This window comes from Legionella stuttgartensis (assembly GCF_977063405.2).
The window spans coordinates 177,673-204,239 of sequence record NZ_CDRUHA020000055.1; the positions used below are offsets into that span (position 1 = coordinate 177,673).

Genomic DNA, 26,567 nt, shown 5'->3' on the forward strand with positions numbered 1-26,567 from the left:
GATTTTGAAGAAAATGTATTATTTTTTCATCAGATTAAAAATACCAGATTGCTCTACTCGTCACTTATAATCTTAGTATAGTTGAACATTTGTGTTTAAAATCATTTAATACGGATGAGAAGCACTGCTGGTTTTTATATTCTTGCATTTAATGGATTATCTTTAAAAAAGGATACAACAATTGGCACTGGTTGCCTTCTCCCTAGTTTGATGCGCAAAATAATGATTTAGATTTTTTTTGTCCAACCGTTCAGGATAAGTAAACTCCTTGTCACTTAATAAGTGATTCAGCCATGAAGCGTTCATATTGAGAGACGAATTATAGAATGTACAGAGGTCTGTTTCAGTTAGGGAAAAAATCGTACCTATCCATGGATCGAGCAAAAAATCTTTTGTGATAACCACAGTATGTTCAATGTCTTCAATATCATAAATAAATGCGGGAATTTTTTGTTGTCGTAGTAATGCAGCTAAATAGAACGCTTGATGTTCACAGTTCCCCGTCCTACATTCAGACATTGTATATTTTATGGGAGCTCGCGCATCAAGAAAATTAATTTTCTTAGTCTCAATATATTGTGAAACTTTAAACAGAAAAGATCGAAGCTTGCCCATTTCCTGCAGCGCAATGAAACTATTTTCGTTATATTGAGCCATTCGCTGGGGACAAATTTTTGTTGTTAATTGATTAATAACTAATGCAGAAGTACTCGCAACACACACGCTCATGGTTGCCTCTAGTGCCTTACGTAACACCATATAATATTCATTTGGTGGATCAACCGTCTTTTTTTCATCTTTGAAAAATTTAACCATATCAATCTCCCTTTGAATGAATACAGTAGTTCAATTGCAACAAATTTTAAATAGGACTGGGTAATAATCAAATCATCTCGACCAATTAATGAGCTTTTTACATATATTTTGAGTATCAAAACGTGAATTTTTTTACTCAAGAAAATAACTTTTACTGAAGCTCACAATGAGTTAATATTAAGCACAATGATTATCTTAACTATTTTCATAACGTTCATTTTGAGCTCTATTTTTTCTTGAGCCAATTGAGTAATTCGTTATGAAAACTTCATAAAAAATATATTTATAATAAGGACATATATATCGCGTTTAGAACAATAGGCTGTTGTAATTGAACAATGCAATTATCTTTCTTCAGCCTATCATTTTGACATTAGTGCTTTTGAAAACATGCTGTGAACGGAAAAATGGATGTCCTCGAACACATAATAAAATTTGAGGATTTTTCTAGCTAACTAAAGAAGAGAGGGATAATGGGCATTTTTAAGGATATGACAGACCGTTATTGTCAAAAAATATTGGAAACCTATCAAACGCAAGCAGACGAAAAAACGTATAAAGGCAAAGAAGCAAAGCTATTGGTTGAACGGAATGAATTTGCCAAATGTTTAATCAAAAAAATAAAAGAAATTGAAGTTAAAGATAATGATTATCTTGACTATTTTGATCGCATTGTAAAAGAAATTAACTCGCAGAAGAAAGAGGTAAAGACTGCGGTTAAAGAATACAATAAAGAAAATAAGACGGAATTCACTACGGATCTCTACGAAAGTCTTTTTCATAATGGCTTAGTCAATTTTATTAGTGCCTTACGCAATCTATTTGAAAGTAGCCCTGCGCTTGTTACAGACATTAAAGATAAATCGTTATTTAGCACCAAGGGAGATGTCCCCTGGGTGTGTCAATTTTCAGCTGTTTTGTATGAATATATTCTTGAAAGAGAATTTGAGTTTGCGGTCGATAAAGTGGATAGAGATATTTTTGATGCAAAAAAACAATTGATCTTTAAGTACATCCAAAGCGTAGGAGACCTCTGTTCTCGCTTTGACAAGAAGGAAGATGATACTAGCTATCAGGAGTTGATGAAGGCATTATTAAAAAGTATGCGTTCGGAAGAACAAAAAATACAACGACGCCAATCAGAAGGAAATACAACAAGTTATAGTGTCATGTCTTATTTTTATAAGGCCTCTGAACAAATAGTAGGGAAGAATCAATTAGGACAAAAAATCGAGCTTTTAGTGAGCGAATTTGATGGAAGAGCGGAAAAGGGATTAGTGTGTAAATAATCCCTGGTTATGCTCCTTCAATAACATCCATTCTGGAGTTTTATTCGCTTTTTAGGTGTTGCTGCAAAAAATCATACGCTTTTCGTGCATACACAAGTGGAGGCGCTTTGGCAGGATCCTGTTCCGCTTCCACGATCATCCAACCGGAATATTGATGTTTTTGCAGCATCTTAATAATCGAAGCAAAATCAATAGCGCCATCTCCAGGAACGGTAAATACCCCAGCACGTACGGCGTCCATAAAGTTCATATGATCACTCTTAACTCGGTTAAGCACTTCAGCACGAATATCCTTTAAGTGAACATACAAAATGCGCTCATAATATTTATTAATTAAATCAAGCGAATCAATATCAGCAAAAGCTGCATGTCCGGTATCAAGCAATAAAGAAAGCAATTGAGGGCTAGTGTTTTCCATTAAATAATCGATTTCATGCTCATAAAAAACTCCCGTACCTGCATGGTAGTGATAAACAAGCCGCATATTAAAATCATGAGCAATACGGCCAATGGCATGCAATCCCTGAATCAGTTTTCCCCACTGAGCCTCACTAAATTCGGGCTTATGCGGACTTAAAATAGGTAGTTCTGTTCCTTGAATCGCATGTCCACATTCACATACATTGATAAACGATGCCCCCACTGCTTTCATGAAACTTAAATGCTCCATAAATCGCGATAAAGTCTGTTCATACTGTGTAGGCTCAGTAAAAAAAGTACTGAACCAAGCACTCGATAACTGCAATCCCCGCTCATTTAACGCTTTTTTTAAAACAGAAGCTTCACGAGGATACTTATTACCTAGCTCAGTTCCCACATAACCTGCTTCAGACATTTCACTAATGCATTGTTCAAAACTAATTTCTTTACCTAATTCAGGATCATCATCATTGCACCAATTGATTGGGGCTATTCCCAGTTTTATCCTCATACATCGTTTCCTTAATATTCTCTAACCAGTTTTAATTGTTCTTGCATCGCGTGATGTGCCTTACTCACTTCTTCAGAGTTCGAAATTTCTGCAACTGCGACACGCCACCATGTTTGATAACCATTACTCATCGTTTTAGGTAGGGTCGGCACTACAATCACCGAAGAATTTTTTTCATTACGCGCCGCATTCATGGCGACAGTCAATTGTTCATAAGCATCTACAAAAAAAGTTTTAGCCCCTAGTCCTTCTGCATACTTACAAAAATCAATCGGTAAATACTCTCCGGATAACTTATTGGTTTTAGCCTCTCGAAAGCGAAACTCATTCCCAAAGCCTTGGCTACCCTGACTTTCCTGTAAGTTTCTAATACATTGAAAACCATGATTATCGAAAATGATAATGGTCATTTTTTTATGTTCTTGAATGCTCGTTAGCAGTTCTGAATGCATCATCAAAAAGCTGCCATCGCCCACCAAAACATACACCTCACCCGGTGTCTTTTCTTTAGCTAACCGTACCCCTAAACCCGCCGCGACTTCGTAACCCATGCACGAATAAGCATATTCCAGATGATAATCTTTAGGTGTTTTGGATTTCCAAAGACGATGCAAATCACCGGGTAAACTACCTGCAGCACAGATGATGACATCATCTTCCGTCACTATCTCATTTAATAAACCGAGAACTTTAACTTGGGATAAACCACCTTCTGCAGTATGAGGCGAAGTACAAATGCGTTTTAATTCCTGCTGCCATTCATTTTGATAATGCTGCACCTGTTGCTGGTATTCTTGGGATGTTTTATACGCCCCCAATTTCTTTCCTAATTGCTCTAAGCCTGTTTTTGCATCTCCTTTCAACATCAACCCATTCATTTTGATTGCATCAAAACGAGAAACATTGAGATGAATAATTTGGCACTCTTTATTTTTAAAACCCCATTTAGACGCAGTAGTAAAATCTTGCAAACGTGAGCCAATCACTAAAATCACATCGGCTTGCGCGGCGAGCGCATTGGCTACTTCAGAACCCGTAACACCTACTCCGCCCACATTCATGGAATGGCGTGCTGGCAAAGCACTTTTCCCAGCCTGAGTTTCAGCAACAGGGATTTTGTGATGTTCAGCAAATTGTGATAAAACATCTGCCGCCAATGAGTAATGCACGCCTCCTCCAGCAATAATGAAGGGCTTTTGGGCTTTAAGAAGAAGTTGCGCTGCTTCCTCAAGCGCACGTTCACTCACCGGGGCTCTATCAATATGCCAAAAACGTTTTTCAAAAAAAGAATCGTCATAATCATAGGCTTCAGACTGCACATCCTGCGGTAAACATAAAGTGACTGCACCTGTTTCGACAGGATCAGTAAGCACCCTCATTGCATTGAGACACGCCGTCATCAATTGCTCTGGGCGAGTGATACGGTCCCAATATTTACTAACCGGTTTGAAGCAATCATTAACAGATAGAGTATAGTCATGTGAGGCCTCAAGTTGTTGTAATACCGGATCCGGTTGTCTGCAACTGAATATGTCTCCTGGCAATAACAATAAAGGAATTCTATTGGTTGTTGCGGTAGCCGCTGCCGTAATCATATTGGTCGCACCTGGACCTATAGAAGAAGTACAAGCAAAAATACTTAATCTATTTTTTTGTTTCGCATAAGCTGTCGCTGCATGCGCCATTCCTTGTTCGTTATGTCCCTGATAATAAGTCAAACCATAATTATCGTATTCAAGGGCTTCACCTAATCCTGTCACATTGCCATGTCCAAAAATTCCAAATACACCTGCAACAAACTGATGTGATTTACCATCCAACACGACATATTGATTTGCTAAAAATCGCAATAAGGCCTGAGCCATTGTCAATCTAATCTTCATAAAAACCACCCTTTAAGATTATTATTTTTTCCACACTCTATTATTTGCTTTACGTGTTCGCGTCCATTCATGTTCTTTGATGAACGTTGGTGTCGTATAAGGGTTATCTTTTAAATGACGAATAAACCAAAGCGTATAAAGAGCATATCCTGGAGCCGCACAATGAGCATGGGTCTGACCGTTCGCAATTCGATAGGTATCATAATTTTCGATACGTAAAACCTCGTTTCCATTTTCACCAAATGCATAGCCTTGTGGTTCTGAAAAACGATAATGATAGATTTCCGGCTGATCGTGATAATGGGAGGGATAACTTGACCACCGCCCTTGGAAGGTAATAATTTCGCCAACAACCAAATTTGACTCAGGTCTGTTGCGCTTATCAAATACAGTCCTTACGATGCGATACGAACTATCGTCTAAAATGTCTTTTCCTCGATTATCCAACTCCAAAAGATTGGACTGATTAAATAATAAAGGAGCAAATGAAGCATCATTCTCTGTTTCAATCAAGAGAATTTCACAATAAGTCAACGCCTCAACAACAGCTGTTTGGCCTGAGGGGCAATGCAAGACAATAGGTTCTTGAGAAAAATAATCGTAGCGGGCTGCACGCTGGCTTTGTTGTGCAAAATGGAACTCCACACATCCCGTCATTAATAGCGCCGCAAACTCATAGTGCTCATTGAAGAAGTATTTTTCTCCCGCAGCCAATTTAATCGAGCTAAAATTCATACTGTCATTTGATAAAGGATTTATAGTGACAATCGAATTGAATCCTCTAGTAAACCCTTGTGGATTCTTAATAAGCAACTGAGGAAGCGGCGCCTTCTTTTGGTGTAATTCTGCTAAACGAGCGCTGTTCCAAATTTGCGGATGCTCATCAAAATGTTGAATAAAATATTCTAACTCTTCTTTATAGGGAATGGCGGGGGCACAACCATGTCGCGTGACAACTAAAGCACCACTGGCATTTGCATAAGTAGTAGCAAGTTCCCAGGATCTTCCTCGTAGAAGAGCCGATAAAAGACCCGCCATAAATCCATCCCCAGCACCCAGTACATTAAGTATCTCAACAGGAAACGGTTTCGTTGGTAGGTTCTTGCTGCTGTGAGCAAAATTAACTTCACAACCTTTTGCACCTTGTTTTATCACTACAGGCGCTTGAGTTAAGTCCCTTATTTTCTTTAAGGCGCGATCAACCTCATCACATCCACCAGCAATACAAATTTCCTCTTCCGTACCCACAATTAAATCACACAAAGGCAAAATGCGTTGGTAGGTTCTACTTACGTTTTGGCTCTGGAGGTATCGTGTTTCTCCATCGCCCAATGTGGTTAATCCCCAAAGAACCGGACGATAATCCAGATCGAGAACTACTGCCGTTTCGGCTTGTCGTGCAAGTTGGGTAACTTCTTCAGTAGTTTGCAGCATGGCCTTTGTGGATAAACCGGTGCCGGTAATTAAAAGAGCTTTTGCCTGCTGCAATACATTTTGGCTTATTTGATGCGACTTAATTTGCATATCCGCACAATCATTGCGATAAAACATCAAAGGAAATTCATGAGGTGGCTTAATCCCGAGCAATACAAGGCCAGTCAAATGCTGAGCGGTTTCCTGCAATAAATCCGTATTGACCCCCTCACTTTCAAGCTCTTTTTTTAAAAAACGCCCCATCTCATCCTGGCCAATACAAGACAACATCATGCAGTTTAGGCCAAGGCGGGCCGCGCCTACAGCGATATTCCCCGCGCAGCCACCTAAGTATTTTTTAAAACTCTGGGCCTCGCTAAGTGCAATGCCAATTTGTTCCGCATAAAGATCGACTGCCACACGCCCCATACAAATCAAATCTACAGATCTGGTTGCATCAAAATAAAATGATGGATGAATCATGCCGTCCTCAACTCAAAAAAACAGGTAATTTAGTTACGAGCGATTGTTTCGCTGCTTGAGCTATGCGTAAAGCATACAACCCATCTCTTCCAGACACCGGGCTGGGTTGATTATGTCGCCAGGCATCATAAAACGAACTTAATTCTGCTCTAAACGCCTGATGATAACGCTCAAGGAAAAAATATTCCGGATTGGCTTGTTCGGTAAACGTACTGGCATAATGCATCACTGAATGTTTCAATTGATTATTTGCCAGCAACATTCCTTCTTTGCCAAAGACTTCAATTCGTTGATCATATCCATACACAGCCTGACGACTGTTATCGATTACTCCCAAAGCACCATTGGCAAAACGCATTTGGATGATTGCGGTATCCACATCATCCAATGCTTCAAAATCAGGATTAATTAGGACTGCTCCTGTTGCATACACCTCAACCACTTCGGACTGGGTTAAGAAACGCGCCATATCAAAATCATGAATGGTCATATCCATAAACATACCGCCAGAGGTAGCACAATACTCTTTAGGAGGACAAGCTGGATCCCTAGAGGTGATCTTAACCAGATGAACTGCTCCAATTTCACCGGCTTGGACCTGTTTTTGCAGATGGGCAAAACTGGGATCGAAACGTCGATTAAAACCCAGCTGTAATAAGGTATTATTTGCTTGAACTGTGTGTAACGCGTCCAAAATTTCTTCTTCATGCAAACCAATTGGTTTTTCACAAAATATCGCTTTACCTGCCTCACTTGCAGCTTTAATCTGCTCCACATGGAGATTCGAAGGTGATGCAATCAGAATCGCATCCAAATTCGGATGAAACAGTACTTGCTCAAAATGAGTATATTGGCCCGCAATCGATAATTTATCGGCCCACGCTTGATTCAAAAAGGGATCTGCAATGGCTTGTAACTCAAATTGTGGTAAATAATTTTTGATATTTTCTGCATGGAGTTTCCCGATTCGTCCCGCGCCAATGATTCCTATACGACATTTTCGTTGCTGATTTTCATTATCCATTTTTAATCTCTCACTAATTCAAATTCATTTGTTTTTATGGCTGATACTGGCTTGCCAATGTCTCTGATTTTTTTACCCGCTCGCAAATTTTTTTCTATTTTTTCTAAAGAAACTCCGGTTGTTTCAGGTACAAAATGATAAATAAAGAAAAAGGCCACTAAGCATAATGAACCAAATAAAGCAAAAGTAAGCACTTCTCCTAAATTTTGGTAAATCGCCAAAAAGGATATAGAAACTACAAAGTTAGCGCCCCATTGCGCCACAGTGGCAATGCTCATTGCCAGGCCTCGTACCGATAAAGGATAGATCTCTGAGATTAAAACCCAAAATAAAGATCCGACACTAATACAATAACCCATCACATAAATGGATAATGCGCCCAATATCCAGAATTTTTGACCTGGTAATGGTGTGTTAAATAACAAGCAAACTACAAAAAGACTCAATGCAGCGATCATTGTTCCGCTTAACAATAAGAAGCGTCGACCTAATCTATCGATATAAAATAAAGTCAGTAACGTAAATAAAAAATTAACAGCGCCCATACAAAAAGTGGCCAAAATAGCATTAGTAACTGGATAAAAACCTGCCGTTTCAAAGATAACCGGCCCGTAATACATTACGGCATTAATTCCCGAGAATTGCTGAAACACTCCTAAAGCAATGCCCACTGCAAGAACAAAAATAATTGGCGCTTTGGATAATAAATTCTTATGCGGGTGAGTTTGTTTTAAATTACCCTGAATTTCATCAACTTCTTTTTGAATGTCATAACCTGAAGGGCGGATACGCTTCAATAGCTGTAGCGTTTTATTTACTCCATGTCTCTTCATGATCCAACGTGGCGAATGAGGAACAAAATGCATCCCAGTAAATAAAATCAAGGCAGGAATACTTCCCATTCCAAATAACAATCGCCAACTGTTTGTGGAATAATCATGAAGGAAATAACCAATTAAATAAGCTATAGCTTGACCAAAGGTAATCGTTAATCCATTAATCAGAACCAACGCCCCCCTTCTATTAGGCGGAGCAATTTCCGCAATAAACAATGGAGCAATATAAGAAGCAACTCCGATACAAATACCGATTATGAATCGACCTACTAATAACACGATGAAATCATCGGTGAGCGCACAAAGAGCAGTCCCCAAAATAAAGCCCATCGCCACGGTTTTTAGTAAGAAGCGCCGACTTAGCCTGTCAGCAAAGAAACCACTTAAAGGAATACCAAGAACACAACCTAAGATACTAATGCTTACTATTTGAGACCATTGCCACTCAGAAAGAGATAATTGGGCCATAACTTGATCTTTGACATCCGCAATGACACTGGAATCAAAACCAAATAAAAACCCTCCAAATCCAGCAATTAGGGCTATAAAAAAAATAAATGAATTAACTCCATCATTCATGGTAACACTTTCCTTAGCTTATCCTTAATCGTTGCTGATGTTATCACCCTCCATACTGAATAAACAGATGCTCATAACACGAATAATGGGTATTTTTATAGCAAATCCATCCGTATACAGATTTTTAAAAGTCCCCAATTTGTCATGGATTTATAATTTTTATGATATAATGAACACCTTTAATTCTTTTAATTCATCATGCTAAAAAAAACCGAAATCGAACGAGCAGAAAAAGTTAAACTTTCTCCTGTTCAAAATACAGGGGATTGTGGCTATCATGTAGTCGTCATTGGGCTCTTTTATTTAGCACTTAAAGCCGCGGCGGATGAGAAAATAGTATCGACGCTTAACTCCAGTGAACTGCTCACGAAGCTTTTAGCAGCCCAGCCAAGCTCTATAACAGGCTGTCTTGCTAAACCATTTAAAACAAATCAAGAATGCTTATTAAGTTACTTAGATGCAATGACTGCAAAAGGCTTTGATCAACTTACTTTTAGTGAGATTTTATCTAATTTTACTTTGCAATTAAAACAAGTTAATTCCAGCTCCGATTGGCTACAAGAACGCGTTAAAAATGAAATTAAAAGCGGCTTATGGTTAGAAGTAAATCGAGCTTGGGAAAAGTTATCTTCATTCAAAAATATAATGAAGAAAATTCAAATAAAATCAGATGAGTTGTATCAACAAGCAACTAAAGAAAAAAGCAGTAAAATGGATACTGATTCCTTATATGCAGTTATCTTTCAAGCCCAAATCGAAGCGTGCAATGCGTTAAGCGAAGAAGAGTTGACCGCTTCAGCGCAAGAAGTGATTACTCATTTTTATACAGTAGACGCACCCAAAGCCTGGGTAGACAGCGAGTTTCTCAAACGCTTAGTGACCAATTTATTGGGAACATCCACACTCATGTTTGATCTAAATGGAGCCGAAATAACTGGGGAAGGACCAAGTGATTGTCATTGGTACATCAAACTTCCAAATGATGAATACACGAAACAATTGATTTCAATTTATAAATCAGGCTATCACTCCGGACTTACTATCGTTTTACCGGGAACCAAACTTGAGGTAAGTTTATCAAGTTATAGCTCCCTTTTTAAACCCGAAATCAAAAGTTATCCTAACGATTTCGAAGGATATTCCATATTCAACTATAACTAGCGAACATTATGTCGGAAAACCTTTATCACTTTTTATCGACGTTCCATGCTCCTCAATTTTCTCCATTTTGCCACCAACTGTTGATTTTTTAGCGCCCTTAAAAGACAAATCAGAATGAATCAGTGAGGATACGGACGCCTTTTGTTTTTTTAATTCAAGCTCTTTTTCAACTTTATTGATTTTTTCATTTATATCGACAATTGACTTTCGAGTCATACTCAGCTCAGTGAACTCTGGAAAACTCTTATCATCAATGGAAATAATAGGCATTAACACTTCATCTATGGTTTCTTGGCTTGGCGGTTCTTTATCAAAGAGACTTAAAGCTGAAAGTCCGAACAGTACGTCTTCTGAAAAAGATGAATCAAGATGCTTAGCATAAAGACCTGAAGCAGTTTCTTTAAATTTAGCAATTAATTTTTTTTGTACTTTAAGTAAATCATAGTGCTCATGCTTTAAAGCAGATAAATCGTTTAGTCCTTTTTCTTTGACACGATATACTTCAAGTTCGATAAGATATTTGCTCGAACCTGAATTTACGAGTTTCAATAGAGAATCAGTAGTCGTATCTTTAGGAACATCGATGTACCAATGCGTGCTTGAAGGCCCAGTACTCGTGATTTCAATTTTACTAGGATCAAAGAATAAATTCTCAGCCATCGGAAACATTTGTTCCGAAAAATATTTTAAAAATTCCGCATCTAACCAGGCTTTCTCAGAACCAGGACCATAATATTTTTGAACCACGGCTTTCGCCATATCCTCCAATACCGAATCACTTAATCCTTTAAAAATTTCAAGTGTGGCCTGGAATCTTAGTTCACCTGCTTGCTCTGGGCTCACATTCTTGCCATTTGCAAGTTCTGCCATTCTATCTAAAATTTTTACATTTAAACGTCTAAATGGCGGCAGATCCATCCATTTTTGATTATCAATTACCCATGCTCCCTCTTTAAGCATGGTTTTAAAATATTCGGTTCCCCAATCAGACTCAACAAGTGCACGGCGCACACCATTACTAAATTCAGTCAAGACCTCTTTCAAAGTAAGGCTATCCCAACCTGGTTCACCCAGTTTTTCGAGCACATTTTCAAGAGTACTTACGTTGTCAGAACCCATTACTTTATTTACCTGGGGCATATTAGTAAAAATTGTTTTGAGAACTGCACTTTGATTTATCAATGCTGCCAATTCTATATTTGTTTTAGCTTGCATTCCAAGATGTAATAAACCAACGCATAAGGCATAGTAACCACAATCGCCAGCATCATAAGGGGGTTCAAGTTTGGAACGTCTTCGAGCAGAATCACTATCGATTCGTAGTTTAATTTTCATAGCATGACTTATATTGGCAATTACTTGATCAAATTATAGTACAATTAGACAATTTGACTTTTCCCACCATTTTTACCCAAAGAATAGGTATGCGAAATAAAGGAATACGTGATTGCTTATGCGGGATTTTTTGGGTTATCCAGGACTGAGTGATTCCCACTCGTCTTTTGATTACCCCAAGATTACAATAGAGACGGCTCTATTGATTAATTTTTCAATATTTATGGACAAGGAAAAGCACATGATTGCGAATAAATTATTTAAACTAATTATCCTGATTGTTTATCTCTGTATGACACTATTCTTACTAAGTTCCTGTGCGAACTCTAACTCACAAAATAATGGTATCGGTGAAGAATACGGTGCAAGCGATCGAGCATGGTATTAGGACAAAATTTGATCTCCATTGCGAGTCAGGTCAAAATAACACTTCTTTATTTGTAATTGCTTTTATTTTTAGGGGAGATTTACTTCCTATGAGAATTTTATTGTTCTTGCTTTTCTTAATGCATTGCGTTTTTGCCCAAGCGCACTCAATGATTGCTTTTGAACGCTATGGGTCCATTTGGACTGCGAACATGGATGGTAGTAACGCAAAAAAAATTACTGAGGGGTATATCCCTGAAATTTCACCGGATGGGAAATACATTGCCTATAATGTTGTCAATCGCGACCAATCCGCAAACCGTTACCTGGCAATTATGGCCCTTGAAACAGGGCTAGTTACCGTATTGAAGAATATCCCTTCTTCAAACAACTTTAATCCCGTGTGGTCGCCTGATGGCCAAAAACTACTGTTTAATACTTTTATAAACAGCGATTGGCACTTAGCATTAATTAATGCTGATGGCAGTGGTTATCGCCTAATAGAGAATACTCAAAATGAATACAGCCCCGCATGGGCTATGAATGGAACCTCTTTTTTTAGCCATGACCTTGATTCAATTTATTGGCAGGACTTTGAAGGAAGGCTAATAAAAAAATGGCGCATTAATGATATTATCCCACAGGCAAGCATGAGTAGCGCTTCGCATCTCCACGTCGCTCCAGATGGAAAAAAGCTGATTATGGATATAGATATGGATGAAGAAATTCATAGGAACAATTGGAATGAACCACCACTTGCATTATGGACATTTGATCTGAGCTCCGAAAAAGCAACCCGTATTACTCACAAAGGCAGATTGGCATGGAGTCCTTTTTGGATTAACTCAGAAGAGTTTATTTTTTTAGAACAAGAAGTAAAAGAGAAACACCCTACACTGTTTCGTGGTTCACTAAAAAGCGCCTCTAAAACACTCTTATTAAAGGATGTTCAAACACCAAGCGCGCACCAATCCTGTTAGCGAAGGACTTCCGGCTCCTTTGCAAATAAAATCAATATTAAAAAAACTCAAATTACACATGTAATTCAGCTATTCTTGTAGGTTGATTCGGGTCAACTCCACATTTGATATAAAATTGAGAATGGTTCATCTGTTGGCATCTTGGCGAGCGATTCAAATAATTATCAAACTAAGAAATAATATAGAGACAAAATAAAGCAAAATAGTTTATAAAGGACTTAGGGAAACTATAAAAAATACAATTATGGATCGTACGAAGAAAAAAAGTATCTTTGCCGGTTTATATGGAAATACTTTAGAATGGTTTGATTTTCTTCTTTATGCCAATTTTACTCCCTTATTTGCGCAAATATTCTTTCCATCAGATATCTATTTTGTTTCCCTACTTCTCACCTTTGGCGTATTTTCGGTTGGTTTTTTTATGCGTCCATTGGGAGGGGTCTTATTAGGACATTATGCCGATCATATTGGTAGAAGAAAAACGCTGATTCTCTCCGTGTCGATTATGACCTTTTCCACAGCCTGTATCGCTTTAATCCCAGATTTTCAGACTTTGGGAGTCCTTTCTCCACTACTGTTTGTTTTTTTTAGATTAATTCAAGGAGTTGCTGTTGGAGGCGAACTTCCAGGCTCCACCACTTTTCTCATAGAACATATGGCAGGTCATCGACGTGGTTTTGCCGGAAGTTTGGTATTAAGTACTGCTTTTCTCGGTATTTTTTTAGGTTCATTTACAGCTTCTTTACTCAGTGTTTTATTGAGCGAGGATACTTTGCGCTCTTGGGGATGGCGTTTGGCTTACTTAATCGGTGCCCTCCTTGGATTAATCGGAATTTACTTACGTCTTACCAGTGTTGAACCCGAGACTTTTTTACAAACCAAACATACTACCGAGCTTCCTGCAAAGATTGTGGTACTTGTTCATCAGCGCAAATTATTATTAGCCATTATTTTTACCAGCATATTAGCAATGACTAACTATTTACTCATTGCTTATATAACAAGTTTTCTAGTGAAATCAGAAGGATTTATATTAAAAGATGCTCTGATTACTAACTTTATCGCGCTATTGGTATTAACCATATTAATTCCATTGATGGGCTTATTATCAGATTACGTAGGTAGGAAACCCATTTTTTTATGCGGAGCTGTTGGCATTTTTATTTTTATTTATCCTCTCTTTATTCTTTTTTTGAGCGGTAACTGGTGGTATGTCCTTATGGGAGAAATAGGGTTAGCAATCATACTTGCCCCATTGAATGCTACAGTACCGACTATGCTTGCAGAGATGTTCCCCACAGCGATTCGCGCGAGTGGTGTATCTATTGGATATAATATTGGCCAAGCAGTTTTTGGTGGAACCATGCCCTTAATTTCCTTAACCTTGGTTGAGTTAACTGGAAATAAATCTGCTCCAGCGTTGTACATTATTTTTTGGGTCGTTATCGCAATTATTGCTGCTCGATACACAAAAGAGACTTATCTGGATAAATTGGACTAATTACTTGCGCAGTCTTATGAAATGTCGCAAAAAATTGCGAACATCCAAATAAGAGCTTTATGATAGTTAAATAAAATAAACACAGGATCACCACGACTATGAACCACAGGATTTTAAAAAGTATTGTATTAAGTTTATTCGCTGTTTACTCGACATTGGGTTTTACCGAAACCCATAGAGACAGTGTCTCTAAAGAAGAAGTAGATGGTACGTTCATTATGAAATTCCCTACCCCCCATAATGATATGTCCAATACACTGACGGTTCGCGCGTTGGGCGGGGGAAAACTTAATATTTCCTTCGAACTAACATACCCCTATATGGTTAATGGCGAGCTTCAAGCCAATACCGGGGAACTCTCAGGCGTCGCCATTATTAAAGGGGATACTGCTGTATACTCTTCTTCTGAATATGGCTCATGTACCATCACCATCACATTCATCAAACCAGGAATGTTATCTGTTAAACAAGAAGGCTCTGATGCAGATTGTGGTTTTGGTCATAATGTTTATGCGAATGGAACTTATTACAAACAGAAAAAATAGTTCATTTTTCATTCTTTAATCCAGACCCCGCTTGTTTGTCCTCAAGCTAAACGTGACAGGGGACGAAGCACTTTTTTATTTCCTTGCAACATAACGCCCAACCATTTGCCCAATGAGAACGGCTAAATAAAATTGGCCTATTAAAGACTCAATCCAGGCAAGCGTTTGTGAGATTGGTTTAAGTGGAACAACATCACCATAGCCTACCGTCGTTAAGGTGATCATTGAAAAATATACTGCTTGCGATTCATGTTCTGTGGTTAAACCAGAAAAGGAAGTTGGGATTAATAATTCCAAAAATAAATAAACATAAGCAAAAATGAGCCCAATAAATAAATAACCCGCAATGGATCCAAATAAAGTTGTAATACTGATCGTTTTATCTTGCAATGTGAAATAAAGGCAAAAATAATTCAAGATAACCAGATAGGCAATAACGGCAAGGATTCTTAATGCATTGATTAATTGTTCACTGCAACAAAATTGCAATACAAATAATACAATTTGCAGCAAAATAATGGATGTGAGCAACAATATAACTAAGTTTTCTCTATGACCGATGATTAAAAGACATGAACCAATAAGTAAGGCAAAAACAATCTCATGCAGATCCCACCAAAGAAATTGGGTGGCTATCGCTTTAAATAAACAAAATACAATGAGCAACATAAAAAGTAACATAAAGCGTAACTTATTGATTAAATAAAACATGCTATTCCCTGTCGTTATCTTTTAAAAAAAGCGAAAAACTAAATACGCTTATCCTTTTCTATTTCTGCATATAACAATCAACAGATTACTCAATATAAGATATCCAGATTAGTGCCCTAGCAAAAGGTATTTTAAAAAATTTATTAAAATGAACTTTCTAGGGAGCAATCGCTTCTGGTCTTGTCTGGACTGAGTATAGAGAAATCGTGAACTGGATTTCATATTTTGAATACTTGCACTTCAGTCAAACATTCAATATAGTGGAATATCAAGTTGGTATGTAGTTCCACATTTAGACTAATGGATTTAGCTTTAAAAGGAATTTTACATGACGAGACTAGAAGAATTAATCTATTCCCTGACCGCAGTTATAGTGCGTTATCACGACAGTCAACCGAAAGTAAAAAAATTAGTTAATGAAACTGATGAGGAGCTACTCCGAGAAAAATCATTAATTCGCGCTAAAGAAATCATTCAAAATAAAGATGTTCATTTTAACATACGCTTGAATGAGCTCATTAAACAATGCAACGATAGTGGTCGCAGACCTTTCTTATATTATATTTTGCATGAAATAACCTTACTAGAGACACTGCTGAACAAAAAAAGCTCACTTGAACCTGCAAAATTAGAAGAATGCAAAAATCAAATTTTTCAATTACTTGTTGATCTTAAAGTCCTTTTGGAGACTCCAAAGCACAAAACGTATCGAATGAGTTACAGCCAACCTGAAGATACCAAGGAAAGGACTATAGGATTGTCTGGTTTAAAAAACGACGGTTATATTGGCGGTGAACTATGTAATTCCGGGGATATTTTAAACGATAGTGTTTTAAAACGCTTTAACATCAGCACCCAAACTTCCAATGCGCGAATTAGTGACATTGCAGAACAAATATGCACCGAACATCAACATGTTCTTTTAGTATCCGAGCTATCGGAAAAAAATACCGCGCTAAACAAAATAAACTCGGAGCAAGAACAAGAGCTGGATTTACTATCAACTGAACATAAAGATACTCAAAAAAAATTAGAAAATATCACTGCAAAAGAACGTATGGCCATATATGTGTTCTACATTATATTTAAACGGATGCAAGCAAAAGAAGAAAAACAAAAAACCGTGATTGAACAACAGCAAGACACCATTGGCGAGTTACGACAACAAATCAGTGAATTAACACATTCAGGTGGCACAAAATCCTCTAATCATAGGTTTTATACTCCCTCCTATTAAAGGATATACACTCTCAAGTATGCTCGGGTGAAGCGAAGCAGAACCCGGGCTTTCCTGCAAACTCCCGGATTACACTCCAAAATCCATGTCATTCCCGCCCAGGCGAGAATCCATCTCACAACAAAGTCAGGAATTATTTTGAAAGATAGATTCCACCAGCGTGGGAATGACACGCCTAAATTGTTCGAAATGTGACAATACCTAAGGTTCGTGATGATGTAGCCTTCGCTCAAGCTCACAATTACATTCAATATGTATTAATTGCGAGTCGCCTCAGGTAGAGAGGCTTTAGCTTTTTTAGTTTTTAACTGGAGCAAGATGTAGCTACCAATAACCGCAATAATTAATAAACCAATCGACATGAACGGTCGCGTAGCAAACCAAGCAATCGCGGTAACAATAAGCCACACACTAAAACCCAATAAAAAGGCTATAAACCCCGTACCAAACCCTACAATAGAGCCTATAAATGGAACTACATCGGCCAAAATAACTAAGGGTTTCATGATGAGAGAGAATCCCCCAATCAATAAAAGTAAAGAAACTAACCGCAAGAGCCAAGTGAGCAACCTATTCTCTGATTGAGCTTCTTCAATCATTTCATCAGATGAATGCTGGCCGGTTGATAATAAAATGACACTTTGTCCTGCAGGTGCAAGATATTCTTGCAGCGTATTTCCAGTTTGCTGCGCGATAATACTGACTGTTTGCGGTTCAACAGCCGTTAGAGTAAGACGCATATCACCCAGCTGCGGATTTTGAGTATCTTGCCCTAAATACAATTCATTATTATTCAAACTCACGGGCTTATTAAATTGATTCTTTAGGTCTTCTTTATTAACCGGAGCCAAACTAATTGGCTGGCTAATATCAATCTGTTTAATTAAGATATCGGGCAACAAAAAATCCCCTAGGGTTACGGTTTTTGCATACTGTATCTCAGAGTGAATGGGCATGGACTGTGGATTCTGATGCCCTGCAGGCGTTTTGAAATTAGAGCTGTCGATTAAGTGTTCCGACCAGACTTTATCATAGGTATAGGTGGTAATATGTTTTTCCGATCCCCCTAGTTGTGATTCGGTTCTCGTTTCAGTTTTTTGTTTCCACTGATACATTTCAACCTTACGATTAAGATTTATCGCATTTACGGTGATCCCCAGTAAAGAGTCTTTCAAATGCTCTTTCGTCGTGGCTAAACCACTCAAATAAACAACCTTAAGATTATTTTGTTTGTCTATGGGGGCATTGGGTACAGCAATTACAACCTTTTTTGTTTGTGCCAAAGATTGTGCCATATGTAAACTGTGTTTTTCATTCCAGAACACAAGAACAATAGCCCCAATAATTAAGGCTATACCGACAATAATACCCAGGAATGCTTCTTTTAATCGGGAAAACCATGAAGTTGTTGTTATTTCCTCATCTGCCATGTTTTCGCTCCATCGATTATTTATTATTTTACTCTAATAATAGTACTAATTTTATTAGTACGTTTAAGTTCCACGAGCAAAATAACTTAAAGACACACCTTCAAAGTGTAATAAATTTAAAAAATGAACAATAAAGATGCATATTTCGCATCAATATGGTAAATTATGGTGCAATTTATTTACTTATTGGATTGGTGGTATGTTTTTTATTCGCTTAGATACATTGTTAGTCGGGTGCTTTTTGATGCTATTTCAACAGCCAGCTCATAGCCACGGACTCATAGAAAAACCTATGTCACGAGAGTATTTCTGCGGCAAAGTGACGCAGCCACATCATATTGAGCCAGGCAACAAACTGCCTTATGAAGGGTGTCGTCCCATTTTGACGAAACAAGATGGAAGTTACAATCATGATGTCTATCAATTTATGAGCGTACTAAGCCACACCCGAGGTTATTATCAAAACAGCAATCTCCCAAAGCATGTGTGCGGTTTTGATAGTGAGACCTTTAAAGGAAAAGTATCTCCATGGGATGCAACAATTAATTGGCCAGCCAATAAGTTCGCAACAACTCAGCAAGAATTCGTCTGGGATGTTTCTTATGGCCCTCATTTTAGTGATACGGAGCATTTCCGTTACTGGATTACCAAATCTGATTATCACTTTAATCAAAATCAAGCCCTAAAATGGAGTGATTTTGAAACAGAACCCTTTTGTGAACTTACTTGGGATGATAAAAATCCACCTCGAGATAAGAGTACCATTTGGGCAGATAAGAAAAATAATAAGTTTCATATGACCTGTGATGTACCAGCACGCACCGGACGCCATGTCATCTATGCGGAATGGGGAAGAGACCAAAGCACCAATGAACGATTTCACTCGTGTATTGATGTAGCTTATTAATTACCCATACCGATAACATCGTACGCGTTGTTTTTTGACAATAAATCGCTCCTAATTTTCGCGATTGGTCAGTTTGCAACGCGCGCACAAGCCTTTGATTTCTGTTGTGCAATTAATAATTGAAAATTGAAGTGAATTTGCTAATTCTTTAATGCAGGTGAAATCAATAATGCATTCTAATTCTTTGACAAAATCACATTGGTTACAGATTAGGAATTGGGCTTGGCCCACATGATGTCCATGCAAACAAGCAACATACGATTTAAGACTATCAATGCAATGAATAAATCCCTCCTGATGCCAGAACTGAATCGCACGATAGACTGTAGGCGGCTTGGGATTTTCAATTTGTGTAGAGAGTCGTTGCAAGATTTCATAAGCACCTAGAGGCTTTCTTTCCTCTATCAATATCTTGAGGACACGCTCTCTCGGTTCTGTAAACCGATAGCCATGCTGCATGCAATGCTTATAAGCCTTGTCCAACAAACTGTATTTCATCAATCATATTTTAAATTAATAACTTAACTTTATTATACCACAGTCCTTGTTTTACAGAAAAATTATCAATTACAGGTGCCGAATATTAGCAAAATGCTTCTGGTTTAAAAATTATTTAATATGACTTGTTCTTTGGCAAGAGAATGTTACAATGTAACACTTTCTAAGGCTAGGACGCATCGTAACAAATACCAGACGCTGTTTTATCGGTTTTTAACGGAAAAAACTAATTTGGTCGTACCGTTTTAAAATTACTGTAAATACCAGTAACAGGTCTGAAATTAATTGATATACAACTGAAGTGGGCCGTGCTCCTCTTTAACATTTATGTTGTCCTTTAAATGGAGGAAACCAATGTATTGTAATTATAGATTCAAACTTTATGGTAACGAACCTTTTGATCTGGAAAGCACTCCATCACAAATCGAACAGATTTTGTATTCAGCCGAAAATTTAAAGTTAGTACGAGTCGCCGTCGATTTAACCAGTCAAGATAAAAGCATCAGTTTGCTATGCAAGTCTAAAGATTCGAGTATGATACAAACAATCGCGACTGAGCTTTTATCAAAGGAAGGAATTTTTTTAAGTGACAAAATGGAAGTGGAAACCATAGAGTATGAAGAAGAAATAGTGCATTTCGATAACACCTCAATATCCCCCCCCAATTACTCTGCTCCTATTAAACAGAGTAGAAAAAAAACAAAACATCTTCACTCTCACGACCATTCTCACGACCATTCTCACGACCATTCTCACGACCATTCTCACGACCATTCTCACGACCATTCTCATGACCATTCTCATGACCATTCTCATGACCATTCTCATGGCCATTCTCATGGCCATTCTCACGGTCACGGTCATGGTCACTCTCACGGCCACGGTCACGGCCATGCCCATTCTGATGGTGATGACAATCATTGGTTTAAAGCGGCCTTGGGGTTGCTTTGGGGAATAGGGATGCTTGTTATTGCTATTGGAAGTTTTAATATCCCTATGCTTGCCTATTACCTCATCACCGGGCTTACTGCCTTGATGACATTATATTTGGGACGGACTGTTTATAAATCAGCATGGTATGCATTGCTTGCAAAGGAATGGGATACTACCACCTTATATGCGATTAGCACCTTGACCATCGTTGCGGTATCGCTCGCCAGCCTATTTATTCCTGGATTACCCATGATGTTTGAAGCAGCACCATTGGTTTTAGGTTTTTGGCATTTGGGCGAAGGCATCGAACATACTTTAATTGATGAAATTAGTAAAAAACTAGATGTACGAGATTGTTTGCTCCCTACAGTCCTATTAAAAGGGACTCCAAATAAAGATATTTCAGTTAAAAATTTAATCCCTAACGATATCATTCGTATTAAAAGCGGAGAGGTTCTTCCTGTCGATGGAATATTAACCACAAAAGCACTACTTTATACCACCTGCATCGATGGTTCACCGCATCTACAAGAATTTAAGCCGGGTGATCCAGTGAAAGCGGGGATGCGTTTGGCAGATCATCTTTCCTCATTGGAAATGCGCGTTACTAAAACGTACCAAAGTTCCTACCTCTCATTAATCGCAAAAAATATTGAGCAAGCTAATGCTGAAAAAGCGCCCATTGAACAATTTGCAAATAAATTATTGAAATATTTTATTCCTGGTTTACTGACCGTGGCACTCATCTCCGGCATAATCATAGGCACGGTATTTACTCCCGCTTTAGCGATTCAGTGCGTGATCTCAGTGCTCGTGAGTGCATGCCCATGCGCTTTGAGCTTGATTACGCCTATGGCAGTTAAAATTGGGATGAAAAAAGCATCCGAAAACGGAATTCATTTTAACAATGGTAAAGCATTACAAGCAGCTGCTGATATTGATACCGTGGTTTTTGATTTAAATGGCACCCTGACTCAAGGAAACATTGTAGTTCAGAAACTGCGGATTAGTGATAAAAAATTCTTGGCCCATGTGGCATTATTAGAGAGTAAAGCAGATCATCCAACGGCACATGTTATTGGATCTTATATAGAAAACCTAATCTTTAGTTTAGAACCTTTAGAAATCACCTCCATTGATAAAAGTCATCACTCGGGAATAAAAGGTGAAATTCAGGGTGAGACATTCATGATTGGCAACAAAGACATGCTCCAAGCGAATGGAATTTTTCACATTGATACGCCTTATGATAATCCTGAAAATGGTAGCGTTTATATTGTGCGTGGCACCACTGTAATCGGGCAAGTCGCTTTAACTGACCCCTTGCGCGAAGATGCTATTGCAACTGTAAAACAACTACAGCACCTTGGTAAAACAGTTCATATTTGTACGGGAGCAGATAAAACCACTGCGGCAAAATATGCAGCTTTATTGGGTATTTCTGAACAGAATGTGTGTGCCAATACGGTAGGGGCGGTCACGAACCCAGATGAGATATCCAAAATTAGTTATATTGAAAAGCTAAAACGCAAAGGCTGTAAAGTTGCTATGGTAGGGGATGCAGCCAATGATGTGAGCGCAATTGCCTATTCCGATCTTGGAATTGCAGTTAAATCAAGTATTGGAGATACCATCACGCAACAACATGCGGGTATCGTCATTCAACAAGGAATATTATTTTCCATTGCAACTGCATTTGATGTCGCAGAAAAAACAAAACAAAATATTGTTCAAAACTTATCCATAAGCCTGAGTTATAACTCACTCATAACTTTAGTAGCCGCCGGATTGTTTGTTGCAATCGGTTTTGCACTTAATCCTGCAGTGGGAGTTGCATTAATGGTACTTGAGTCTGCAATTGTGTTATCCAATTTATATCGTTTTAAACACCAGGAAGTAATGTCTACTGCAGCCAATAATGCAAATGCAGGAGTGAATGTAGAAACTGGGAGTAATACGGCCTTCAATCTATTGCATACCTTGGGTTATGCCGCCGAACCCACACCGACCATAAGCAATTCTAATCCTGTGACAACCCCTTCTAAGGGTTTAGGCTTCTTTGAGAATAGAGAAGAGCCTCATGGTGCTCATCATGGAGTTCAACCCGAGAGAGGATGTCTAATGTGTTGATTAGACATCTCTATTGAAATGATATCGCATAGACTTACGAACGATATCTCAAAGCATAGTGGACTTAATACTCTCACTCTGAGCTGACAAAGCTTTCTCTTCAAGATCGGATTTACTAACCCTTATACTTCCTTGCCAAAAAAGAACTCTATTATCTTTAGGCTCTATATGGGATAAAAGACAACGGGCCTCGGTGAATTCTTCCCAACTTAAATGACAGGGGTCCTCAAGCTGATAATCTGCCAAAATGGTCTCTGGAAACAATTTATTTTTGAATCGATCCCCATATAAAAGGCACTGATATACGGAAATATATTTTTGATACTCTTGAAAAGAAAAACGCTCATAAATTTTACTTCTATGACTATAAAGAATGAACAACAAATCCTTCACAGCGGTTGTTGACTCCAGCTCCAGGGTTACAGACTCCCCGCTATTTTTTTTATTGATTATAAGTTTCATTGGTGACCATTAATTCATGAACCCAGTCTATTAATATATTTTGAAACAACAAGAAAGGGCAATAGCATCCAAATTTAAATATAATTAATGGGTAAATTCTAGCTATAAATTCCTTGCTCTCAATCGAGAGCTGACTCACTCATTTTATCATTCTTAAGGCGAAAAAGTATTATTAAAGCTCAAATTAATAAATTTATAATCTTTTTGAGCTAAAATAATACTATTAGTATATATAATTGATGTGAACAACATGGGTGTTTTACTTAGTAAACTTGCTACGAAAAATCGAGAAGCTGGTAAAGAAATTGAAAGGCAAATTTCATCGATCTTAGCATTGGAGGAATTAGAGAATGAAGATATAGATGATATCCTTAAGCAAGTTTTTCAACAATTAAAAGGTGCTCGAGGTGAGGCCTTTAGGAAAAAAGGTTCTATTTTAGAACATCTTGAAGATGATGAATTAATGGGTATCATTAAGACATTTAAAGAAATGTTACCTAAAATTTCTAATAAGCTTAATAAAGAAAGAGAGATGCTACAAGAAGCTATCCGTGAGGGAGATAGAAAAGCATATCAGCTCGAAAAAACCTCTAGGGAAATTCTTTCAAATCAATATAAAATAAAAAATCTATCACCAGAGAAACCCGGAATCTGGGAAAATACAATTGCAGATGAACAACCTGGTTTGATTACAAGATTCCTCTTATTGTTCGTATCCCAAGAGTCAATTGATGCAGCCAAGAGAAAACGTGCTGATTATCAAAACCGCATTGATTTAATCAAAAATAATGACGACCTCGATTTAACCAAGAAACAACTAGAAAAAGAAGTCGGCGCCAGTGAGGAAAAAGTTACAACTCGAACCAAGAAAGTTGGGGAATTAGATCTGTATCATAGTGTGTTACGAACCAGTATCGAAAAATTAGAAGAAAATGCTAGTGCTTTAATTCCTAAAATGACAGCAAATAAAAAACAAAAAACAGCTCAAGTTAAACCTGAGGAGCCTGACGAGATGATGTTTACCATGGACTTGTAACCAACCCCAGCACCACTATATATTTTGAAAGAACAAGAAAGCAATAGCATCCAAATTTAAAATATAATTAATGGGTAAATTTAACCTTATAAATCCCTGCTCTCAATTGAGGGCTGAGTCGCTCAATTATTCTGTGATCGAGAACAAGTATTATTCCAAGCCTATTTAATAAATCATTAATTTTTTTGTATTAAAATTATACTAATAAAGAAATAATGTCTGAGATAAAAATGGGCGCGGCACTTTATCGACTTACAATGGGAAACCAAAGGGCTGGCAGAGAAATTATATATGCTGTTGAAAAAATTCTAGAATTAGAGGAAGAATATGTTAGCCTCCTCTGCTATGAAGCTTTTGATCAATTAAGAACCGCTCAAATGGTCGCCGAGCATAATTACTATGAGTCTATTTTAGATACGCTAACAGACGATAATTTAATTGAGATCATTCTTAAATTTGAAAAAGGATTCCTCAAAATTCAGTCAGAGCTTAAGCAGATTCATGAGCACCAAAAAAACCTGATGGGCGACCATTCAAAGGTTCAGCTTTTAGAAAAACAGCACAAAGACCATGAAAAAAAGATTACTGATAAAGAAACAGAAATAAACCGTCTGTCTCGGGAGACACCAGGGTTTTGGGTCCGTATTTTTGCAGATGAACAACCCGGTATTTTTAAACGTTTTTTCTTATTATTTGTAAATAAAAAATTAATCGATGAGGCAAAAAGTACATGGACTGATTATCACCATCGTAATACTTTAATAGCTGAAGTTAAGGGCCTTAAAGCAATCCAGCAAGAACTTAAAAAAGAATCTGATTTTTTAACAAGAAAACTTATGGAGCAAGATAGGACGCAGGAGTATGATACATTAAGTAATCACCAACAGATCCTACAAGAAAATTTCAACAAACTCAAAAAGCAAGCGGGTGTTTTAATACCCGCTAAAGATATTCACATCATTGAAACTAAAATCAAAAAAAATGAAGTTCAAGAGCGACGGCGTGATGAAGATAACGAACTGCAGTTTAACTGGTAGCCTATTTTTGATACTGAATCTTAAAAGCAAACTTGAGTTTCAGCACTCCTCCTGGCTAAGCGTGCAACCAGAGTTTGACATCTCTCCGTGACAAAAGGATTTTTAACGCTCCTTATATTAATACTGCCAGTTAGAAGCTTTTTGTAAATAATGAATGTCTCCAGCAGCATCAAACATCCCAGCGTCCATAGACTCTTCTAAAGTGTAATCGTCATACATTGTAGGGTGCTTCTCCAACATGTCTCGCTCCGGTGTCGCACTTCCAGCGGGAGGCCCGCCAGCTAATGGCTTTGGTATTGCATTAAAAAAGGTGTATCTGCGATTGTAATTAATCTGATCGGTATATACCGAATTATGAGCGTCGGCTGAGTATCCGTATGTAAGCGACTCGTAATTTTTAATTGAACCATCAGGTCGAGTACTGATATCAATGATCCGTGGGTCCCAAGCATCAACCTCCCAGATAGAGTAATTTCTTTCTCCTCTTAACTGAATTAATATTTCTAAATAAACATGATCATATTTGAGCGAGTTAAGGATGCGAATTCTTGCAACCGCCCCTTGACGCATAATTTCTTTACCAATCTCTACCAGAAGATAATCTGCAAGCTCATGACAATTTCCTAAACCCACATGTCCAATAAGATCATGTCGATACATATAATCATCTTCTTTGGTAGCAACAAGAGGGGTGCGGACATTTTTAGTGAAGTAGTCATTTTCTTTAATCTCACAGTGATATTTTACATATCCACTTTTTTGATTTCCGATCGCTACTTTTCCTCTAGTGTTTAAAATAGCTTCTGTACATATATTTACAAACTGTTCTCGTGACAAAAAAGGCATAACAATTCCCACAACTTTAAAATGCTTCAAATAGAGAAGTGATTATACCTTCATAGTGTGCGTAAATTAAGCATTAAAAGTAGATGTGTTGACTTCTCATCTCAATCGAGGCCTGCGTGCCGCGCTTTATGCGCGGTATCCAGAGGATGTTTGTTGAGGCACAAAAAGTTCTGATTAGGATAGATTGTTCTGATATCG

23 protein-coding genes are annotated in these 26,567 nt (G+C 37.8%); 11 read left to right on the plus strand and 12 right to left on the minus strand.

The window, feature by feature from the left end:
- Positions 1 to 162: 162 nt before the first annotated feature.
- Positions 163 to 816: a hypothetical protein gene (locus tag ACWTEW_RS13780; protein ID WP_454782221.1), complete on the minus strand. Its 654-nt coding sequence runs from the start codon at positions 814 to 816 to the stop codon at positions 163 to 165.
- 473 nt (positions 817 to 1,289) lie between these two features.
- Here ACWTEW_RS13780 and ACWTEW_RS13785 point away from each other — a divergent pair, with 473 nt between their 5' ends.
- Positions 1,290 to 2,105: a hypothetical protein gene (locus ACWTEW_RS13785; RefSeq protein ID WP_454782222.1), complete on the plus strand. Its 816-nt coding sequence runs from the start codon at positions 1,290 to 1,292 to the stop codon at positions 2,103 to 2,105.
- A gap of 40 nt (positions 2,106 to 2,145) precedes the next feature.
- On the opposite strand, the gene iolE is transcribed toward ACWTEW_RS13785, so the two are convergent.
- The 5 genes from iolE to ACWTEW_RS13810 are packed head-to-tail and all read right to left on the minus strand — an operon-like array spanning position 2,146 to position 9,254.
- The gene (iolE, locus tag ACWTEW_RS13790) at positions 2,146 to 3,036 is read right to left on the minus strand and encodes a myo-inosose-2 dehydratase (RefSeq protein ID WP_454782223.1); all 891 of its coding nucleotides are present in this window, start codon (positions 3,034 to 3,036) and stop codon (positions 2,146 to 2,148) included.
- An 11-nt stretch (positions 3,037 to 3,047) separates the two neighbouring features.
- Positions 3,048 to 4,919 (minus strand): 3D-(3,5/4)-trihydroxycyclohexane-1,2-dione acylhydrolase (decyclizing), encoded by a 1,872-nt coding sequence (iolD, locus tag ACWTEW_RS13795; RefSeq protein WP_454782224.1) that lies wholly within the window; start codon positions 4,917 to 4,919, stop codon positions 3,048 to 3,050.
- Positions 4,920 to 4,940: 21 nt separating this feature from the next.
- Positions 4,941 to 6,815 carry a 5-dehydro-2-deoxygluconokinase gene (iolC, locus tag ACWTEW_RS13800; RefSeq protein WP_454782225.1) on the minus strand — a complete coding sequence of 625 codons (1,875 nt, stop codon included), beginning with the start codon at positions 6,813 to 6,815 and terminating at the stop codon, positions 4,941 to 4,943.
- 7 nt (positions 6,816 to 6,822) lie between these two features.
- Positions 6,823 to 7,839, minus strand: a complete 1,017-nt coding sequence (iolG, locus tag ACWTEW_RS13805) for an inositol 2-dehydrogenase (protein WP_454782226.1) — start codon at positions 7,837 to 7,839, stop codon at positions 6,823 to 6,825.
- A gap of 2 nt (positions 7,840 to 7,841) precedes the next feature.
- Positions 7,842 to 9,254, minus strand: a complete 1,413-nt coding sequence (locus tag ACWTEW_RS13810) for a sugar porter family MFS transporter (protein ID WP_454782227.1) — start codon at positions 9,252 to 9,254, stop codon at positions 7,842 to 7,844.
- Between the two features lie 198 nt (positions 9,255 to 9,452).
- Between ACWTEW_RS13810 and ACWTEW_RS13815 the strand changes: the two genes are divergently transcribed.
- The gene (locus ACWTEW_RS13815; RefSeq protein WP_454782228.1) at positions 9,453 to 10,415 is read left to right on the plus strand and encodes a hypothetical protein; all 963 of its coding nucleotides are present in this window, start codon (positions 9,453 to 9,455) and stop codon (positions 10,413 to 10,415) included.
- A gap of 6 nt (positions 10,416 to 10,421) precedes the next feature.
- Here the strand turns inward: ACWTEW_RS13815 and ACWTEW_RS13820 are convergent, their stop codons facing one another.
- The gene (locus ACWTEW_RS13820) at positions 10,422 to 11,750 is read right to left on the minus strand and encodes a hypothetical protein (protein WP_454782229.1); all 1,329 of its coding nucleotides are present in this window, start codon (positions 11,748 to 11,750) and stop codon (positions 10,422 to 10,424) included.
- A gap of 241 nt (positions 11,751 to 11,991) precedes the next feature.
- Here ACWTEW_RS13820 and ACWTEW_RS13825 point away from each other — a divergent pair, with 241 nt between their 5' ends.
- From ACWTEW_RS13825 to ACWTEW_RS13840, 4 genes are all read left to right on the plus strand, one after another.
- Complete coding sequence (locus ACWTEW_RS13825) at positions 11,992 to 12,138, plus strand: hypothetical protein (RefSeq protein WP_483099569.1); 147 nt, start codon at positions 11,992 to 11,994, stop codon at positions 12,136 to 12,138.
- Between the two features lie 88 nt (positions 12,139 to 12,226).
- A complete protein-coding gene (locus ACWTEW_RS13830) occupies positions 12,227 to 13,096 on the plus strand; it encodes a TolB family protein (RefSeq protein ID WP_454782230.1) in 870 nt (289 codons plus the stop codon).
- Positions 13,097 to 13,340: 244 nt separating this feature from the next.
- Positions 13,341 to 14,597 (plus strand): MFS transporter, encoded by a 1,257-nt coding sequence (locus ACWTEW_RS13835; protein ID WP_454782231.1) that lies wholly within the window; start codon positions 13,341 to 13,343, stop codon positions 14,595 to 14,597.
- A 98-nt stretch (positions 14,598 to 14,695) separates the two neighbouring features.
- Complete coding sequence (locus ACWTEW_RS13840) at positions 14,696 to 15,142, plus strand: hypothetical protein (protein ID WP_454782232.1); 447 nt, start codon at positions 14,696 to 14,698, stop codon at positions 15,140 to 15,142.
- A gap of 75 nt (positions 15,143 to 15,217) precedes the next feature.
- On the opposite strand, the gene ACWTEW_RS13845 is transcribed toward ACWTEW_RS13840, so the two are convergent.
- On the minus strand, positions 15,218 to 15,853 hold the full coding sequence (locus tag ACWTEW_RS13845; protein ID WP_454782233.1) for an ion channel: 636 nt from the start codon (positions 15,851 to 15,853) through the stop codon (positions 15,218 to 15,220).
- Positions 15,854 to 16,181: 328 nt separating this feature from the next.
- On the opposite strand from ACWTEW_RS13845, the gene ACWTEW_RS13850 reads away from it, so the two are divergent.
- Positions 16,182 to 17,090 (plus strand): hypothetical protein, encoded by a 909-nt coding sequence (locus ACWTEW_RS13850; RefSeq protein WP_454782234.1) that lies wholly within the window; start codon positions 16,182 to 16,184, stop codon positions 17,088 to 17,090.
- Between the two features lie 257 nt (positions 17,091 to 17,347).
- Here ACWTEW_RS13850 and ACWTEW_RS13855 read toward each other — a convergent pair whose 3' ends face one another.
- On the minus strand, positions 17,348 to 18,520 hold the full coding sequence (locus ACWTEW_RS13855; protein ID WP_454782235.1) for a TMEM43 family protein: 1,173 nt from the start codon (positions 18,518 to 18,520) through the stop codon (positions 17,348 to 17,350).
- Positions 18,521 to 18,656: 136 nt separating this feature from the next.
- Between ACWTEW_RS13855 and ACWTEW_RS13860 the strand changes: the two genes are divergently transcribed.
- Positions 18,657 to 19,427 carry a lytic polysaccharide monooxygenase gene (locus tag ACWTEW_RS13860; RefSeq protein WP_454782236.1) on the plus strand — a complete coding sequence of 257 codons (771 nt, stop codon included), beginning with the start codon at positions 18,657 to 18,659 and terminating at the stop codon, positions 19,425 to 19,427.
- Positions 19,428 to 19,478: 51 nt separating this feature from the next.
- Here ACWTEW_RS13860 and ACWTEW_RS13865 read toward each other — a convergent pair whose 3' ends face one another.
- Positions 19,479 to 19,925, minus strand: a complete 447-nt coding sequence (locus ACWTEW_RS13865) for a Fur family transcriptional regulator (protein ID WP_454782237.1) — start codon at positions 19,923 to 19,925, stop codon at positions 19,479 to 19,481.
- Positions 19,926 to 20,279: 354 nt separating this feature from the next.
- On the opposite strand from ACWTEW_RS13865, the gene ACWTEW_RS13870 reads away from it, so the two are divergent.
- Complete coding sequence (locus tag ACWTEW_RS13870) at positions 20,280 to 22,988, plus strand: heavy metal translocating P-type ATPase (RefSeq protein WP_454782238.1); 2,709 nt, start codon at positions 20,280 to 20,282, stop codon at positions 22,986 to 22,988.
- Positions 22,989 to 23,036: 48 nt separating this feature from the next.
- Here ACWTEW_RS13870 and ACWTEW_RS13875 read toward each other — a convergent pair whose 3' ends face one another.
- Complete coding sequence (locus ACWTEW_RS13875; RefSeq protein WP_454782239.1) at positions 23,037 to 23,450, minus strand: hypothetical protein; 414 nt, start codon at positions 23,448 to 23,450, stop codon at positions 23,037 to 23,039.
- Between the two features lie 250 nt (positions 23,451 to 23,700).
- Here ACWTEW_RS13875 and ACWTEW_RS13880 point away from each other — a divergent pair, with 250 nt between their 5' ends.
- Positions 23,701 to 24,486 (plus strand): hypothetical protein, encoded by a 786-nt coding sequence (locus tag ACWTEW_RS13880; RefSeq protein WP_454782240.1) that lies wholly within the window; start codon positions 23,701 to 23,703, stop codon positions 24,484 to 24,486.
- 215 nt (positions 24,487 to 24,701) lie between these two features.
- Entirely contained in the window at positions 24,702 to 25,523 is an 822-nt protein-coding gene (locus ACWTEW_RS13885; protein WP_454782241.1) for a hypothetical protein, read from the plus strand.
- Between the two features lie 117 nt (positions 25,524 to 25,640).
- On the opposite strand, the gene ACWTEW_RS13890 is transcribed toward ACWTEW_RS13885, so the two are convergent.
- Positions 25,641 to 26,369 carry a hypothetical protein gene (locus ACWTEW_RS13890; protein ID WP_454782242.1) on the minus strand — a complete coding sequence of 243 codons (729 nt, stop codon included), beginning with the start codon at positions 26,367 to 26,369 and terminating at the stop codon, positions 25,641 to 25,643.
- Positions 26,370 to 26,567 lie beyond the last annotated feature (198 nt).

Coding starts and splice junctions, on each gene's coding strand:
- ACWTEW_RS13855 (WP_454782235.1), bottom strand. CDS start 18,520: ATGGCAGATGAGGAAATAACAACAACTTCATGGTTTTCCCGATTAAAA.
- ACWTEW_RS13870 (WP_454782238.1), top strand. CDS start 20,280: ATGTATTGTAATTATAGATTCAAACTTTATGGTAACGAACCTTTTGAT.
- iolC (WP_454782225.1), bottom strand. CDS start 6,815: ATGATTCATCCATCATTTTATTTTGATGCAACCAGATCTGTAGATTTG.
- ACWTEW_RS13885 (WP_454782241.1), top strand. CDS start 24,702: ATGTCTGAGATAAAAATGGGCGCGGCACTTTATCGACTTACAATGGGA.
- ACWTEW_RS13785 (WP_454782222.1), top strand. CDS start 1,290: ATGGGCATTTTTAAGGATATGACAGACCGTTATTGTCAAAAAATATTG.
- ACWTEW_RS13835 (WP_454782231.1), top strand. CDS start 13,341: ATGGATCGTACGAAGAAAAAAAGTATCTTTGCCGGTTTATATGGAAAT.
- iolD (WP_454782224.1), bottom strand. CDS start 4,919: ATGAAGATTAGATTGACAATGGCTCAGGCCTTATTGCGATTTTTAGCA.
- ACWTEW_RS13890 (WP_454782242.1), bottom strand. CDS start 26,369: ATGCCTTTTTTGTCACGAGAACAGTTTGTAAATATATGTACAGAAGCT.
- ACWTEW_RS13810 (WP_454782227.1), bottom strand. CDS start 9,254: ATGAATGATGGAGTTAATTCATTTATTTTTTTTATAGCCCTAATTGCT.
- iolG (WP_454782226.1), bottom strand. CDS start 7,839: ATGGATAATGAAAATCAGCAACGAAAATGTCGTATAGGAATCATTGGC.
- ACWTEW_RS13880 (WP_454782240.1), top strand. CDS start 23,701: ATGGGTGTTTTACTTAGTAAACTTGCTACGAAAAATCGAGAAGCTGGT.
- ACWTEW_RS13815 (WP_454782228.1), top strand. CDS start 9,453: ATGCTAAAAAAAACCGAAATCGAACGAGCAGAAAAAGTTAAACTTTCT.
- iolE (WP_454782223.1), bottom strand. CDS start 3,036: ATGAGGATAAAACTGGGAATAGCCCCAATCAATTGGTGCAATGATGAT.
- ACWTEW_RS13825 (WP_483099569.1), top strand. CDS start 11,992: ATGATTGCGAATAAATTATTTAAACTAATTATCCTGATTGTTTATCTC.
- ACWTEW_RS13865 (WP_454782237.1), bottom strand. CDS start 19,925: ATGAAATACAGTTTGTTGGACAAGGCTTATAAGCATTGCATGCAGCAT.
- ACWTEW_RS13875 (WP_454782239.1), bottom strand. CDS start 23,450: ATGAAACTTATAATCAATAAAAAAAATAGCGGGGAGTCTGTAACCCTG.
- ACWTEW_RS13840 (WP_454782232.1), top strand. CDS start 14,696: ATGAACCACAGGATTTTAAAAAGTATTGTATTAAGTTTATTCGCTGTT.
- ACWTEW_RS13850 (WP_454782234.1), top strand. CDS start 16,182: ATGACGAGACTAGAAGAATTAATCTATTCCCTGACCGCAGTTATAGTG.
- ACWTEW_RS13845 (WP_454782233.1), bottom strand. CDS start 15,853: ATGTTTTATTTAATCAATAAGTTACGCTTTATGTTACTTTTTATGTTG.
- ACWTEW_RS13860 (WP_454782236.1), top strand. CDS start 18,657: ATGCATATTTCGCATCAATATGGTAAATTATGGTGCAATTTATTTACT.
- ACWTEW_RS13820 (WP_454782229.1), bottom strand. CDS start 11,750: ATGAAAATTAAACTACGAATCGATAGTGATTCTGCTCGAAGACGTTCC.
- ACWTEW_RS13780 (WP_454782221.1), bottom strand. CDS start 816: ATGGTTAAATTTTTCAAAGATGAAAAAAAGACGGTTGATCCACCAAAT.
- ACWTEW_RS13830 (WP_454782230.1), top strand. CDS start 12,227: ATGAGAATTTTATTGTTCTTGCTTTTCTTAATGCATTGCGTTTTTGCC.